This window comes from Acidovorax temperans, assembly GCF_028596105.1.
Lineage (GTDB): Bacteria > Pseudomonadota > Gammaproteobacteria > Burkholderiales > Burkholderiaceae_C > Acidovorax > Acidovorax temperans.
In genome coordinates, this window is sequence record NZ_CP117193.1 from 2950748 (window position 1) to 2965379 (window position 14632).

General features: G+C 65.2%; 12 protein-coding genes. 8 read left to right on the plus strand and 4 right to left on the minus strand.

Annotation, left to right across the window (positions count from 1 at the left end; all coding sequences use genetic code 11):
* The first annotated feature begins 191 nt into the window (after positions 1–191).
* Entirely contained in the window at positions 192–1400 is a 1209-nt protein-coding gene (locus PQV96_RS13840) for a serine hydrolase domain-containing protein (protein ID WP_273623214.1), read from the plus strand.
* A gap of 180 nt (positions 1401–1580) precedes the next feature.
* Complete coding sequence (locus PQV96_RS13845; RefSeq protein WP_207374559.1) at positions 1581–1811, plus strand: hypothetical protein; 231 nt, start codon at positions 1581–1583, stop codon at positions 1809–1811.
* A gap of 58 nt (positions 1812–1869) precedes the next feature.
* On the opposite strand, the gene PQV96_RS13850 is transcribed toward PQV96_RS13845, so the two are convergent.
* From PQV96_RS13850 to PQV96_RS13860, 3 genes are all read right to left on the minus strand, one after another.
* Positions 1870–3186 carry a glycerate kinase type-2 family protein gene (locus tag PQV96_RS13850; RefSeq protein ID WP_207374560.1) on the minus strand — a complete coding sequence of 439 codons (1317 nt, stop codon included), beginning with the start codon at positions 3184–3186 and terminating at the stop codon, positions 1870–1872.
* A 171-nt stretch (positions 3187–3357) separates the two neighbouring features.
* Positions 3358–4350, minus strand: a complete 993-nt coding sequence (locus PQV96_RS13855) for a tripartite tricarboxylate transporter substrate binding protein (protein WP_273623215.1) — start codon at positions 4348–4350, stop codon at positions 3358–3360.
* A 92-nt stretch (positions 4351–4442) separates the two neighbouring features.
* The gene (locus PQV96_RS13860; protein ID WP_273623216.1) at positions 4443–5522 is read right to left on the minus strand and encodes a tartrate dehydrogenase; all 1080 of its coding nucleotides are present in this window, start codon (positions 5520–5522) and stop codon (positions 4443–4445) included.
* Between the two features lie 120 nt (positions 5523–5642).
* Here PQV96_RS13860 and PQV96_RS13865 point away from each other — a divergent pair, with 120 nt between their 5' ends.
* The 6 genes from PQV96_RS13865 (at position 5643) to PQV96_RS13890 (ending at position 14036) form a co-directional block, all read left to right on the plus strand.
* Positions 5643–6557: a LysR family transcriptional regulator gene (locus tag PQV96_RS13865; protein ID WP_273623217.1), complete on the plus strand. Its 915-nt coding sequence runs from the start codon at positions 5643–5645 to the stop codon at positions 6555–6557.
* 60 nt (positions 6558–6617) lie between these two features.
* Positions 6618–7283, plus strand: a complete 666-nt coding sequence (locus PQV96_RS13870) for a GntR family transcriptional regulator (RefSeq protein WP_156451580.1) — start codon at positions 6618–6620, stop codon at positions 7281–7283.
* A gap of 23 nt (positions 7284–7306) precedes the next feature.
* A complete protein-coding gene (puuE, locus tag PQV96_RS13875) occupies positions 7307–8257 on the plus strand; it encodes an allantoinase PuuE (RefSeq protein WP_273625261.1) in 951 nt (316 codons plus the stop codon).
* A gap of 64 nt (positions 8258–8321) precedes the next feature.
* On the plus strand, positions 8322–10100 hold the full coding sequence (uraD, locus tag PQV96_RS13880) for a 2-oxo-4-hydroxy-4-carboxy-5-ureidoimidazoline decarboxylase (protein WP_273623218.1): 1779 nt from the start codon (positions 8322–8324) through the stop codon (positions 10098–10100).
* Positions 10097–11332: a M20 family metallopeptidase gene (locus PQV96_RS13885; protein ID WP_273623219.1), complete on the plus strand. Its 1236-nt coding sequence runs from the start codon at positions 10097–10099 to the stop codon at positions 11330–11332. The genes uraD and PQV96_RS13885 overlap by 4 nt, the downstream gene beginning before the upstream one ends.
* 394 nt (positions 11333–11726) lie before the next feature.
* Positions 11727–14036: an NADP-dependent malic enzyme gene (locus tag PQV96_RS13890; RefSeq protein WP_273623220.1), complete on the plus strand. Its 2310-nt coding sequence runs from the start codon at positions 11727–11729 to the stop codon at positions 14034–14036.
* Positions 14037–14122: 86 nt separating this feature from the next.
* Here the strand turns inward: PQV96_RS13890 and PQV96_RS13895 are convergent, their stop codons facing one another.
* A complete protein-coding gene (locus PQV96_RS13895; RefSeq protein ID WP_273623222.1) occupies positions 14123–14389 on the minus strand; it encodes a hypothetical protein in 267 nt (88 codons plus the stop codon).
* Between the last annotated feature and the right edge of the window lie 243 nt (positions 14390–14632).

A 14632-nucleotide genomic window follows, 5' to 3' on the forward strand; every position in this document is an offset into this window, starting at 1 on the left:
GGTCGCCGCACGGCGGTCAATCCACTGCGCGGATGTCGGGCTTGTGTGCACCTCCCGACACTCTGTCCGCACGCGATGATGCACACTCGGCAACATCAACAAAACGGGCCGCGCCCGCAGCGCAAGACACCACACATGCGGCGAAATGTGTACTGCGGGTTACAGGCTTTGGGCACCCTAAGGAGACAAACGTGGCATTGAAAAAAGTAGTGCTGGGCACACTGGTCGTTGTGGCGGCCGCCGCCGTGGGCGGCTGGTTCAGCCTGGACAAGGAAACGCGCGGGCTTTTGGCCACCGTGCCCACCAACCGCGATTTGCTGTTCTGGACGCAGCCGCAACGCGACGCCGCCTTCCGCGCGCTGGACCGCATCCCGCTGCTGGCCAAGGCCAACGTGGTGCCCGCCAGCAGCACGCCATCGCCCCTGCCCCCAGGACCGCCCCTGAAGCTCAAGAGCGATGTGGATGCCTACATGGCAGGCCAGCGCAGCGCTGCGCTGCTGGTGGTGCACGACGGCAAGCTGCGGCTGGAACGCTATGGCCTGGACTTTGATGGCGCTGGCCGCTGGACCAGCTTTTCTGTGGCCAAGTCGCTCACCTCCACCCTGGTGGGCGCTGCGGTCAAAGATGGCTTCATCCAGAGCCTGGACGACAAGGTCAGCGTCTACATCCCCGAGCTGAAAGGCTCTGCCTACGACGATGTGAGCGTTCGGCAACTGCTGACCATGACATCTGGCGTGAAGTGGAATGAAGACTACGCCGACCCGAATTCAGACGTGGCCAAGTTCAACAACCACCAGCCCGAACCCGGCGTGGAAGCGCTGGTGAGCTACATGCGCAAGCTACCGCGCGATGTACCGGCAGGCACCCGCTGGCTGTACAGCACGGGCGAGACCAACCTGGTGGGCACCCTGGTGCAGCAGGCCACCAAGAAGCCCCTGGCCACCTACCTGGCAGAAAAAGTGTGGGGCCCGGCAGGCATGGAGCAGCAGGCCACCTGGCTTTTGAGCAAAACCGGCAAGGAGATTGGCGGCTGCTGCGTGCAGGCATCGCCACGCGACTATGCCCGCCTGGGCGTGTTCATCCTGAATGGCGCACAAGTCAACGGCCAGAGCATCGTGCCCGAGAGCTGGTGGGCCGAGGCCACCACCAAGCGCGCCGACATTGGCCGCCCCGGGCGCGGCTATGGCTACCAGTGGTGGACCTATGACGACGGCAGCTATGCGGCCCGCGGCATCTTCGGCCAAGGCATCTTCATCGACCCCCAACGCAAGCTGGTGATCGTGTCGAACGCCAACTGGGCCCACGGGGCGCGCGACCCCCAGGCCACAGAGGCGCGCGAGAACTTCTACCGTGAAGTGCAGCAGGTGATTGACGAGGAAGCACGGTCGCAGCGCCCATAGCGGCATGACCCCGGGGGCGGCCCTGCCCCGCCTGTGCGCTGCTCGGTGGATGTGCCGGATCAGTGCCGCCCCCACACCACCGCCCACCCGCGCGCAAGCCCCGTTCCTCAGGGTTGTCCAGAATGCCGACGCGGCTGCCACGGCCCCTGCACTGGGGCATAGCCACCCCACGGACTTACCATGACAGTTACCTGGACACCACAGCCCCCCACCAGCTGGGTGGCGAACCTCAACGGGCAGCCAGTCTGCATTCTCAAGGGCAAAGACATTGGCGGATGGACGGCGACCTGGATGGGTGACCGCCTGTGGCAGCCACCAGCCCACTTGCCCAGGGCCACGCCGCAGCCCATGAGCTTTTTCAGCAGCCTGGAAGACGCCAAGGCTGCGGTGGAACAGGCTTTGGCCACCTGAGTCGGCCCGGGCTTCAAGCCTTTTTGGCACCTGGCGCTTGATACACAAGCGCAAGCAGCTACAAAATCAATAGCACTCTGAAGTCATTCACATTGGTGTGCGTAGGCCCTGTCACCACCAGATCACCTAAAGCGCTGAAGTAGCCATAGGCGTCGTTACGGTCCAGGTGGTCGTCGAGCCGCAAACCCAGGGCGCGGCCACGGGCCAAGGTGTCCGGCGTGACGATGGCGCCCGCGTTGTCTTCCACGCCATCGATGCCATCGGTGTCAGCCGCCAGGGCCCACACGCCGCTTTGGCCTTGCAGAGCCTGGGCCAGGCCCATGCAGAACTCACCCGCACGGCCGCCCCGGCCTTTGGAAGAGCCCTCGGGGCGGGGGCGCACCGTGACGGTGGTTTCGCCCCCTGACAACAGCACGCAGGGTCGTTCAAACGGCGCACCGCGCTGAGCCACGGCGCGGGCCAGGGCGGCGTGCACCTTGCCCACTTCGCGCGATTCGCCTTCTATTTCATCCGACAGGATGTGTGCAGCCCAGCCTGCGGCACGGGCGGCCCGGGCAGCCGCTTCCAGCGACTGCTGGGGGGTGGCGATGAGGTGCACGGCGTGGCCTGCAAACACGGCGTCGCCGGGCTTGGGAGTTTCGAGCAGGCCCGCTTCCAGCGCCGCGCGCACGGCGGGAGGCACGGTGATGCGGTAGCGGTCCAGAATCGCCAGCGCATCGGCACAGGTGCTGGCATCGGGCACGGAGGGGCCGCTGGCGATGATGGAGGGGTCGTCGCCCGGCACGTCGCTGATGGTGAGGGTGACCAAGCGTGCCGGGGCGCAGGCCGCAGCCAGCCGCCCGCCTTTGATGCGCGAGAGGTGCTTGCGCACGCAGTTCATCTCGCCAATGGCGGCACCGCTGGCCAGCAGTTCTTTGTTGATGCGCTGTTTCTCGGCCAGCGTGAGGCCGTCGGCAGGCAACGTGAGCAAGGCCGAGCCGCCGCCAGAGATGAGGCAGATCACCAAGTCATCGGCCGTGAGCCCCTGGGTGAGCGCCAGCATGCGCTCGGCCGCCTGCAGGCCTGCGGCATCGGGCACGGGGTGAGCGGCCTCGACCACTTCAATGCGCTGCTTCAGGCCCGCCGGTCGGGGCGGGATGTGGTCGTAGCGGGTGACGACCAGGCCGCTGAGCGGTGCATCGGCAGGCCACAGCGCCTCCAGCGCCTGCGCCATGGAGCCCCCGGCCTTGCCCGCGCCCAGCACCAGGGTGCGGCCTTTAGGCACAGCGGGCAGATGGGCTTGGAGCCCCTGCAGGGGCTGGGCGCTTTGCACCGCCACGTCGTACAGGTGGCGCAGGAAGGCGGTGGGGTTCTGGTGGGGATCAGGCAAAGTCATGGTGGGCCATTGTGGCGTAGAGCGGCTCACAAAACTCTTCTGGCGTCGTTGCTGCGTCTTGTCGTACCACTCGTACTGCCTGCGGCGCAGCGCCTAGCCAGCACCGCTACGCTGAGTTTTGTGAGCCGCTCTTGGGAATCCTCTGCGCTGGACGTTCAGCGCACAGTTGCGTTACTCCAGCACCACCTTGGCCTCTTTCACCAGGCGCGCAAAGCGCTCGGTGTCGTCCTTGATCTGGCGGGCCATTTGCTCGGGCGTGTTGCCGATGGGGTCGGCGCCAATGTCGTCCATCTTCTTGCGAAAGTCGGCCGACTGGATGATCTTGACCATCTCCGTGTTCAGCCGCGTGACCACGTCTTTGGGCGTGCCTGCGGGGGCCAGCACGCCAAACCAGGTGCCCAGGTCAAAGCCTTTGAGCCCGGCTTCGTCCAGCGTGGGCACATCGGGCAGCGCAGCCGAGCGCTTGGCCGTGGTCACAGCCAGTGCGCGCAGCTTGCCCGCCTTGATGTGGGGCAGCACGGGCGTGATGGTGTCAAACGACATGCTGATCTGCCCGCCCAGCAAGTCAGTGGTCATGGGGCCGCTACCCTTGTAGGGCACGTGCAGCAGTTGCACCCCGGCCATGGATTCAAACTGCGCGCCAATCAGGTGCTGGCCCGTGCCGTTGCCGTTGGAGCCGAACGAGAGCTTGCCCGGGGCGCGCTTGGCCTGGGCGATCAGCTCGGGCACCGTGCGGCTGGAGCTGTCGGCCTGCACCACCAGCACGTTGGGCACCATGGCCACGGTGGTGATGGGGGCGAGGTCTTTTTGAAAGTCGTACGCCAGCTTGCGGTACACGCTGGTGGCAATGGTGTGGTGCACAGCGCCCATCAGCAGGGTGTAGCCATCGGGCTTGGCTTTCGCCACAAAGTCGGCGCCCAGCGTGGCGCCTGCACCGGGTTTGTTCTCCACGATGACGGGCTGGCCCAGGCTTTTGGCCAGCTCTTGCCCCAGCGCGCGGGCCAGCACATCCGTCGTGCCCCCGGCGGGGAAGGGCACGACCAGACTGACGGCTTTGGTGGGCCAGGCCTGGGCTGCGGCCGTGGTAGCCAAAGCACACAGCAGGGCAGCGCCTGCCAAGTGGCGCAAAGTATGGCGCTTGGGGGATTGCAGGGTCGTCGTCATGGCTTGTCTCCAATATCGTTCTGTGAAGGGGTGCCCCACCCTCGCACCTCTTGTCGGGAGCGTATTGGCGGGGAAAATGGATGCAGGAGGAATCAGGCAGCGGTGGCCAGTCGCTCGCACACAGCACGGGTCACCTGCCCTGTGGTGGCCTTGCCGCCCAGGTCGCCGGTGTGCAGGCTGGTGTCCGCGGTGACTTGCTCGATAGCGGCCATCAGGCGCTTTGCGGCGGCGTACTCACTCAGGTGTTCGAGCAGCATCACGCAGCTCCAGAACGTGCCCACGGGGTTGGCCAGGCCCTTGCCCATGATGTCGAAGGCCGAGCCATGGATGGGCTCGAACATGCTGGGGTAGCGGCGCTCGGGGTCGATGTTGCCGGTGGGCGCAATGCCCAGGCTGCCCGCCAGCGCGGCGGCCAGGTCCGAGAGGATGTCGGCGTGCAGGTTGGTAGCGACGATGGTGTCGAGCGTGGCCGGGCGGTTGACCATGCGAGCGGTGGCAGCGTCCACCAGCTCCTTGTCCCACTTCACATCAGGAAACTCCTGGCTGATCTGTAGCGCAATCTCGTCCCACATCACCATGGCGTGGCGCTGGGCATTGCTTTTGGTGATGACGGTGAGCAGCTTGCGGGGGCGCGACTGGGCCAGGCGGAAGGCAAAACGCATGATGCGCTCCACCCCGGCGCGGGTCATCACGCTCAGGTCGGTGGCCACCTCGATGGGATGGCCCTGGTGGGCGCGGCCGCCCACACCGGCGTACTCGCCCTCGGAGTTTTCGCGCACGATGACCCAGTCCAGGTCTTGCGGCGCGCAGCGCTTGAGGGGGGCGTCAATGCCGGGCAGGATGCGGGTGGGCCGCACGTTGGCGTACTGGTCAAACCCCTGGCAAATCTTCAGGCGCAGGCCCCATAGCGTGATGTGGTCGGGGATGTGTGGGTCGCCCGCCGAGCCGAACAGGATGGCGTCCTTGTCCCGCAATTGCGCCAGCCCATCAGCGGGCATCATCTCGCCGTGGGCACGATACCAGTCGCCGCCCCAGCCATAGCTGGTGAATTCAAACGCCAGGTCGGGCTGTGACGCAGCCAGGGCCTGCAGCACTTCTTGCCCTGCGGGAATCACCTCTTTGCCAATACCGTCACCGGGAATGCACGCAATGCGGTACGTCTTGCTCGTCATGAAACCTGTCTCCTGTAGTTGGGTGGCGCGCAACGGGTGCGCCGGACGAAGACAAATCTACCGGCTTCGTATTCACAAAACCATTCTTCAAGTTATCCTATTGTTAACTTCAAAGAAACAATGAACACACCTTTGTCGGCCCCCTCAGAGATGGGCTTTTTCAGCCTCCTGGCGCGTTGCGGCAGCTTCTCGGCCACAGCACGCGAGCTGAATGTGACCACGCCCGCCGTCAGCAAAAGGCTGGCACAGATGGAAACGCGCCTGGGTGTGCAACTGGTCAACCGCACAACCCGCCGCGTGAGCCTGACACCCGAGGGCGAGACCTACCTGCAGCATGCGCGGCGCATCCTGGCCGAGATTGACGACATGGAGCAGCTGGTTTCGCGTACCCTGGCCACGCCGCAAGGCCTGCTGCGCGTGAACGCCACGCTGGGCTTTGGGCGCAGCCAGATTGCGCCGCTGATTTCAGACTTTGTGCGCCAGCACCCACTGGTGCAGGTGCAACTGCAACTTTCGGTAGACCCACCACCGCTAGCCGCCGATGCGTTTGACGTGTGCATCCGCTTTGGCGAGCCGCCCGACGCCCGCGTGATTGCACGCCGCATTGCACCCAACCGGCGCCTGCTGTGCGCAGCACCCGCCTACCTGGAGCGCCGGGGCACCCCCAAGTTGCCCAGCGACCTGGCGCGGCACGACTGCATCGGCATCCGCCAGGGCGACGATGCCTATGGCCAGTGGCGGCTGACGGCCGGGCGCAAGACCGAAGTGGTGAAGGTGCGGGGCGCACTGAGCACCAACGACGGAGAGATCGCCGTCAACTGGGCGCTGGACGGCCACGGCATCGTGATGCGGGCCGAATGGGACGTGGCCCGCTACCTGCGCAGTGGCCGCCTGGTACAGGTGCTGGCAGACCACCAGACACCCCCGGCGGACATCTACGCCATTTACCCCCAACGCCACCAGACAGCAGCGCGGGTGCGCGCGTTTGTAGACTTTCTGGCAGAACGCTTTGCCACCAGCTCGCCAGGGTACTGATCGCGCAAATCGTCCACCAAAACTGTATACAAAACACCGCTTGCCGCTATCATTCGGCGCATGGACAACTCGACCACCAGCCTCATCGCTGCGCGCCTGACCCGCGCCATCGTCGAGCACCGCCTGCAACCGGGCACCAAGCTGGCCGAGCAAAAGTTGGCTGACCACTTTGGCGTGTCGCGCACGCTGGTGCGCCAGGCGCTGTTTCAGCTGTCGCAAAACCGGCTGGTGCGGCTGGAGCCCGCGCGGGGCGCTTTTGTAGCGGCCCCCTCGGCCGACGAAGCCCGCCAGGTGTTTGCCGTGCGCCGCATGCTCGAGTCCGAAATGGTCCGCGCCTTCATGCGCCAGGTCACCCCCGCCAAACTGCGCGCGCTGCGCGAGCATGTGGCCCGCGAGAAGCAAGCCGTGGCCCAGGGCGACGCGCCAGAGCGCACCGAGCTGCTGGGCGACTTTCATGTGCGCATGGCCGAGCTGATGGGCAACCAGGTGCTGGCGCAGATGCTGGGCGATCTGATCTCGCGCTGTTCGCTCATCACGCTGATGTACCAAAGCGCCAGCGCCGCCGCGCACTCGCACGAAGAGCACGCCCAGATCGTCAAGGCCCTGGGGGCCAAAGACGAAGAGCGGGCCGTGCAGCTCATGCAGGCACATTTGCTGCATGTGGAAGAAAGTCTGACGTTTGACCGCCAGCCACCGGTCAACGATCTCTCGCTGGCCCTGTCTTGACCCCATTCCATGCCCCTGACGCCATGATCTACGACGCCACCGCCCCCTACCCCCGCGACCTGATTGGCTACGGCAAAAACCCGCCCCATGCCCAGTGGCCCGGCGGCGCCCGCATTGCGGTGCAGTTTGTGCTGAACTACGAGGAAGGCGGCGAGAACGCCGTGCTGCACGGCGATGCGGGCAGCGAACAGTTTCTGTCGGAAATGTTCAACCCGGCCAGCTACCCTGATCGGCACATGAGCATGGAGGGCATCTACGAATACGGCTCGCGGGCAGGCGTGTGGCGCATCCTGCGCGAGTTTGAAAAGCGCCAGCTACCGCTGACGGTGTTTGGCGTCTCCACGGCGCTGCAGCGCCACCCCGAGCTGACGGCTGCCTTCGTGGAACTGGGCCACGAGATCGCCTGCCACGGCCTCAAGTGGATTCACTACCAGAACGTGCCCGAGGATGTGGAGCGCGCCCACATGCACGAGGCCATGGACATCATCCAGCGCATGACCGGGCAAAGGGCGCTGGGCTGGTACACCGGCCGCGACAGCCCCAACACCCACCGCCTGGTGGCCGACTACGGCGGCTTTGCTTACGACAGCGACTACTACGGCGACGACCTGCCCTTCTGGATGAAGGTGAAGAAGACCGACGGCAGCGTGGTGCCCCAGCTCATCGTGCCCTACACGCTGGACTGCAACGACATGCGCTTTGCCCTGCCGCAGGGCTATTCGCACGCCGACCCGTTCTTTCAGTACCTGAAAGACACGTTTGACGCGCTGTATGCCGAGGGTGACCCGGCTGGCGACAACGCGCCCAAGATGATGAGCATCGGCATGCACTGCCGCCTGCTGGGCCGGCCCGGCCGCATCACGGCGCTGCAGCGTTTTCTGGACCACATTGCCCAGCACGACCAGGTGTGGGTGGCCCGGCGCATCGACATTGCCCGCCATTGGGCACAGCACCACCCCGCCCCGGTTTTATGAACCAAATCGGCCTCCAGCGCCCGTGCAATAAGCGCTGGCCGCTCACTTTTTTGAAGCAACCACCATGCCACTGACTCTGGAACAACTCAACGCCGCCAGCCCCGCCGAAGCGCTGGCGCTGCTGGACGGGCTGTACGAACACTCGCCCTGGATTGCCGAGGAGGCCCTGGCGCAGCGGCCCTTTCGCAGCCTGGCGCACCTGAAGCACGCGCTGGCGCAGGTGGTACGCACGGCCAGGCTGGACGCGCAATTGGCCCTGATTCGCGCACACCCCGAACTGGCGGGCAAGGCCATGGTGGCGAAAAGCCTCACGGCCGAATCCACCAACGAGCAGAGCAAGGCAGGCCTCACCGAATGCACGCCCGAGGAGTTCGAGCGCATTCAGCAGCTCAACGCGGCGTACAACGAACGCTTTGGCTTCCCGTTCATCCTGGCGGTGCGCGGGCCGCGCGGCACGGGTCTCTCCAAGCAGGAAATCATCGACACCTTTGCACGGCGGCTGGACAACCACCCCGAATTTGAGCTGGCTGAGGCCCTGCGCAACATCCACCGCATTGCCGAGATTCGCCTGAACGACAAGTTCGCTGCCGAGCCAGTGCTGGGCAACGATGTGTGGGACTGGCACGAAGCGCTGGCCCGCCACTCTGACCCCGGCTTTGCGGAAAAGGGCCAGCTCACGGTGACGTACCTCACCGACGCGCACCGCGCCTGCGGCCGTGACATTGCACAGCGCATGCGCGAATGTGGCTTTGACAGGGTGGAGATAGACGCCGTGGGCAACGTGGTGGGGCGCTACTACCCGGCCGCGCCAGGCGCACGCTACCTGATGACCGGCAGCCACTACGACACGGTGCGCAACGGCGGCAAGTACGACGGGCGGCTGGGCATTTTCGTGCCCCTGGCCTGCGTACGCGAGCTGCACCGCGCTGGCAAGCGCCTGCCTTTCGGCATCGAGGTGGTGGCGTTCGCGGAAGAAGAAGGCCAGCGCTACAAGGCCACCTTCCTCGGCTCGGGCGCGCTCATCGGCCACTTCAACCCTGCATGGCTGGAGCAGAAAGACGCCAACGGCGTGACCATGCGTGAGGCCATGCAGCACGCGGGCCTGCGCCTGGACGACATTGCCAAGCTGCAGCGCGACCCCGCGCAGTACCTGGGCTTCATCGAAGTGCACATTGAACAGGGCCCGGTGCTCAATGAACTGGATCTGCCCCTGGGCGTGGTCACGTCCATCAACGGCGGCGTGCGCTACCTCTGCGAAATGATTGGCACTGCCAGCCACGCGGGTACCACGCCCATGGACCGACGCCGTGATGCCGCCGTGGCCGTGGCCGAGTTGGCGCTGTATGTGGAGCAGCGCGCTGCGAAAGACGGCGATTCGGTGGGCACCATCGGCCTCTTGAATGTGCCCAGTGGCTCCATCAACGTGGTGCCCGGCCGCTGCCTGTTTTCATTGGACCTGCGCGCCCCCACCGACGCCCAGCGCGATGCGATGGTGACCGACGTGCTGGACGAACTGGCCAAAATCGCCCAGCGGCGCGGCTTGCGCTACACGATTGAAGAATCGATGCGCGCCGCTGCCGCGCCCAGCGCCCCGGCCCTGCAGCACCACTGGGAGCGCGCCGTGGACGCCCTGGGCGTGCCCGTGTTCCGCATGCCCAGCGGCGCGGGGCACGACGCGATGAAGCTGCACGAAATCATGCCGCAGGCCATGCTGTTCACGCGCGGGCAGAACTCCGGCATCAGCCACAACCCGCTCGAATCCACCACCAACAACGACATTCAGCTCACGGTGGACGCCTTCACCCAGGTGCTGCACCAGCTTGCCGAGGAAACCCAACCATGACCCCACAGGCCTCCTACGACGCGCTCGACGCGTGGATTGACAAGCACTTTGACGAGGAAGTGCGCTTTTTGCAGGCCCTGGTGCGCGTGCCCACCGACACACCGCCCGGCAACAACGCGCCCCACGCCGAACGCACGGCCGAGCTGCTGAAAGACTTTGGCTTTGACGCCGAAAAGCACGCCGTGCCCGCTGCCGACGTGCAGGCCTACGGCATGGAATCCATCACCAACCTGATCGTGCGCAGGCCCTACGGCACAGGCGGCAAGACCATTGCCCTGAACGCCCACGGCGACGTGGTGCCGCCCGGCGAAGGCTGGACGCACGACCCCTACGGCGCCGAGATCGTCAACGGTGTCATGTATGGCCGCGCCACCGCCGTGAGCAAGAGCGACTTCGCGAGCTTCACTTTCGCGGTGCGCGCGCTGGAAGCCGTGGCGCGACCCGCGCAAGGCGCGGTAGAGCTGCACTTCACCTACGACGAAGAATTTGGTGGCGAGCTGGGCCCGGGCTGGCTGCTGAAAAAGGGCCTGACCCAGCCGGACCTGATGATTGCGGCAGGCTTCAGCTACGAAGTGGTCACCGCCCACAACGGCTGCCTGCAGATGGAAGTGACCGTACACGGCAAGATGGCCCATGCCGCCGTGCCGCACACCGGCGTGGACGCGCTGCAGGGCGCGGTGCACATCCTGAACGCGCTGTATGCACAAAACGATGAATACAAGAAGATCACGTCCAACGTCGCGGGCATCAAGCACCCGTACCTGAATGTGGGCCGCATCGAAGGCGGCACCAACACCAACGTCGTGCCCGGCAAGGTCAGCTTCAAACTCGACCGCCGCATGATCCCTGAGGAGAACCCGGTGGAGGTGGAAGCCGCCATCCGCCACACCATCACGCAGGCAACAGCCGAGCGCGCTGGCCTCAGTGTCGAGATCAAACGCCTGCTGCTGGCCAATGCCATGACGCCGCTGGCGGGCAACCAGCCGCTGGTCGATGCGATCCGGAAGCACGCCCAGGCCGTGATCGGCGAGCCCGTGCCCGCCGTGGGCACACCGCTGTACACCGATGTGCGCCTGTATGTGGAGCGCGGCATTCCCGGCGTGATCTACGGCGCGGGGCCACGCACGGTGCTGGAATCGCACGCCAAACGCGCCGACGAGCGGCTGCAACTGGAAGACCTGCGCCGAGCCACCAAGGTCATCGCAAGGGCGCTGCGCGACCTGCTGGTCTGACAAACCAGCGGGTGTGAGGGTTCGCGCGCCTCGCGATGGCCCTCCACACCCAGCCCCTCTGATACCAATGGGTTAGTCAGAATTCATTCAGGTTGCCCGGCAATCGGGTTATCCTGTGGGCCATCGCAGTCCAAAACCCTGCCCTGTAGTCCACCGCAGGGAACCTGCCCGCCGCTTGACCTGCGCGTTGCGGGGACCTCGCCAGGCCTGCCGCACACCTGCGGACCCGCCTGACCGAGGCAGACTGATGTGACCGCTGCGGCGCTCTCCCTGGGTGCAGGCCTTGCACACCATCCGAGGGGCCGACGCTGCCTTTGAATGAACCGATACCGCTTCGAGGCCTGGCGCCCTTGCGCCTGCCGCTGAATTTCGTGAAAGCCTCCCACTTTTTCGTATGACCCAGAATCTGTCCGCCGCCGAACAAGCCCTGCGCGAAGCCGCGCGTGAATACCACCGCAACCCCAGCCGGGGCAAGATTTCCGTCACGCCCACCAAGCCGCTGTCCAACCAGCGCGACCTGTCCCTGGCTTATTCGCCTGGCGTGGCCTACCCCTGCCTGGACATCCAGGCCGACCCTTCCAAGGCGTTTGACTACACCTCGCGCGGCAACCTCGTGGGCGTGATCACCAACGGCACTGCCGTGCTGGGCCTGGGCGACATCGGCCCGCTGGCCGGCAAGCCGGTGATGGAAGGCAAGGGCTGCCTGTTCAAGAAGTTTGCCGGTGTCGATGTGTTCGACATCGAACTGGCCGAGCGCGACCCCGACAAGCTCATCGAGATCATCGCCAGCCTGGAGCCCACGCTCGGCGGCATCAACCTCGAAGACATCAAGGCCCCCGAGTGCTTCTACATCGAGCGCGAGTTGAGCAAGCGCATGAACATCCCGGTGTTCCATGACGACCAGCACGGCACGGCCATCATCAGCAGCGCCGCGCTGCTCAACGGCCTGGAGCTGGTAGGCAAGCAAATTGGCGACGTGAAGGTGGCTGTCTCTGGCGCTGGCGCTGCAGCCATTGCCTGCCTGAATGTGATGGTGGGCCTGGGCGTGAAACGCGAAAACATTTTCGTGTGCGACTCCAAGGGCGTGATCTACGAAGGCCGCCCCGGTGGTCTGGACGAGTCCAAAGCGCAATACGCGCAAAAGACCGAAGCCCGTACGCTGGCTGACGCCGTGAACGGCGCCGATGTGTTCCTGGGCTGCTCGGCCCCTGGCGTGCTCACGGCCGAGATGGTCAAGACGATGGCCCCAAAGCCCATCATCCTGGCGCTGGCCAACCCAGAGCCAGAAATCCGCCCCGAGCTGGCCAAGGCCGTGCGGCCCGATTGCATCATTGCCACGGGCCGCTCGGACTACCCCAACCAGGTCAACAACGTGCTGTGCTTCCCGTACATCTTCCGTGGCGCACTGGACTGCGGCGCCACCAAGATCACCGAAGCCATGAAGCTGGCCTGCGTGCGCCAAATTGCCGACCTGGCCAAGGCCGACATCAGCGAAGAGGTGGCCAACGCGTATGCAGGCAAGGAGCTGACCTTTGGCCCCGACTACCTGATCCCCACACCGTTTGACTCGCGCCTGATCCTCAAGATCGCGCCTGCCGTGGCCAAGGCTGCGGCCGAATCCGGTGTGGCCACGCGCCCCATCGAAGACATGGAGGCCTACAAGGAAAGCCTGTCGCGCTTCGTTTACCAAACCGGCATGCTCATGCGCCCCGTGATCACGGCCGCAAAGGCCCTGCCCGATGCGAAGAAGCGTGTTGCCTATGCCGACGGCGAAGACGAGCGCGCCCTGCGTGCAGCGCAGCTGGCCATCGACGACAAGATTGCCCACCCCATCCTCATCGGCCGCCCGGCCGTCATTGCAGCCCGCATTGAAAAGGCTGGCCTGCGCATGCAGATCGGCAAGGATGTGGAAGTGTGCAACCCCGAAGACGATCCACGCTTTCGCCAGTATTGGGAGACCTACCACCAGCTCATGAAGCGCGAAGGCGCCACACCCGAGGTGGCCAAGGCGGCCGTGCGCCGCTCCAACACCATCATCGCCTCGCTGATGGTGAAGCTGGGCGATGCCGACGCCATGATCTGCGGCCTGGTGGGCACCTATGAAACCCACCTGGAGCGCATCCGCAACATCCTGGGCCATGCCCCCGGCGCCACCAACTACGCCGCGCTGAACGCGTTGATGACGGACCGCAACGGCACCCTGTTCATTGCCGACACCTATGTGAACGAAGACCCCACGGCGCAGGAGCTGGCCGACATTGCCTGGATGTCGGTGCAGGAAGTGCAGCGCTTTGGCCTGCCACCCAAGGTGGCATTCCTGTCGCATTCGAGCTACGGTTCGTCCAAGCGCGCCTCGGCCCGCAAGATGCGTGAAGCGCGCGACCTGTTCGTGGCGGCCCACCCCGAGATCGAATGCGACGGCGAACTGCACGGTGACGCCGCGCTGGAGCCAGGCATCCGCAACGCGTACATGGCAGATTCCACGCTCAGCGGCTCGGCCAACCTGCTGATCTGCCCGAACATTGACGCAGCCAACATCCTCTACAACGTGCTCAAGACCACCACCAGCGGCGGTGTGACGGTGGGCCCGATCCTGATGGGTGCGGCGGCTGCGGCCTACATCCTGACGCCTGCCGCCACCGTGCGCCGCGTGTTCAACATGACAGCCTTGGCCGTGGCCAGCGCTGCGGCGCGCGCCGCCTGATTCGATCAGGCTCTGAAAAAAAAGAAAGGCCCTTCGGGGCCTTTCTTTTTGGGTGTATCGATACGCGGGTCTTTGCCCGGCCTGCGTCAGCGCACAGACACATCCACAAAGTCCGCCACCGGCGGCAGATGTTCGGCCAGCCAGTCCGAGTCCAGTTGCAGCGCCCGCTTGATTTCCTCAGGCAGGCTGGCAATGGTGTCGGCGGGGGACTTGGGCTCCTCCAGCCCAATCTCGGCCAGCAGCACCTTTTCAAACGGGATGTCGTCGCCCTGCATCGTGGCCACCAGATCCCGCGCCACGTCGGGCATGGAGGGCAACTGCACGTTGTCACAGAACTCGGTCAGGTGTGGCATGGGTGAGCCCTCTCGTGGGTCTTTGAAAACCCGAAGACGCAAGCCTTTGTGCTGCAGTGCAACGGGCTGCGCACCCATCCCTAAACGCACTGACCAGTAGCGCCTTTGGTCTGCGAGGGCATGCCCTGTTTTTTGGATGCTGCGGCTTCGTTGCACCACTGCGGCCGTGCACCCATCTGCGTATTTGTCCCCATCCGTTGCCACCGCACACGCACCATTGCGGGAAACACTTCATGCCTGGGT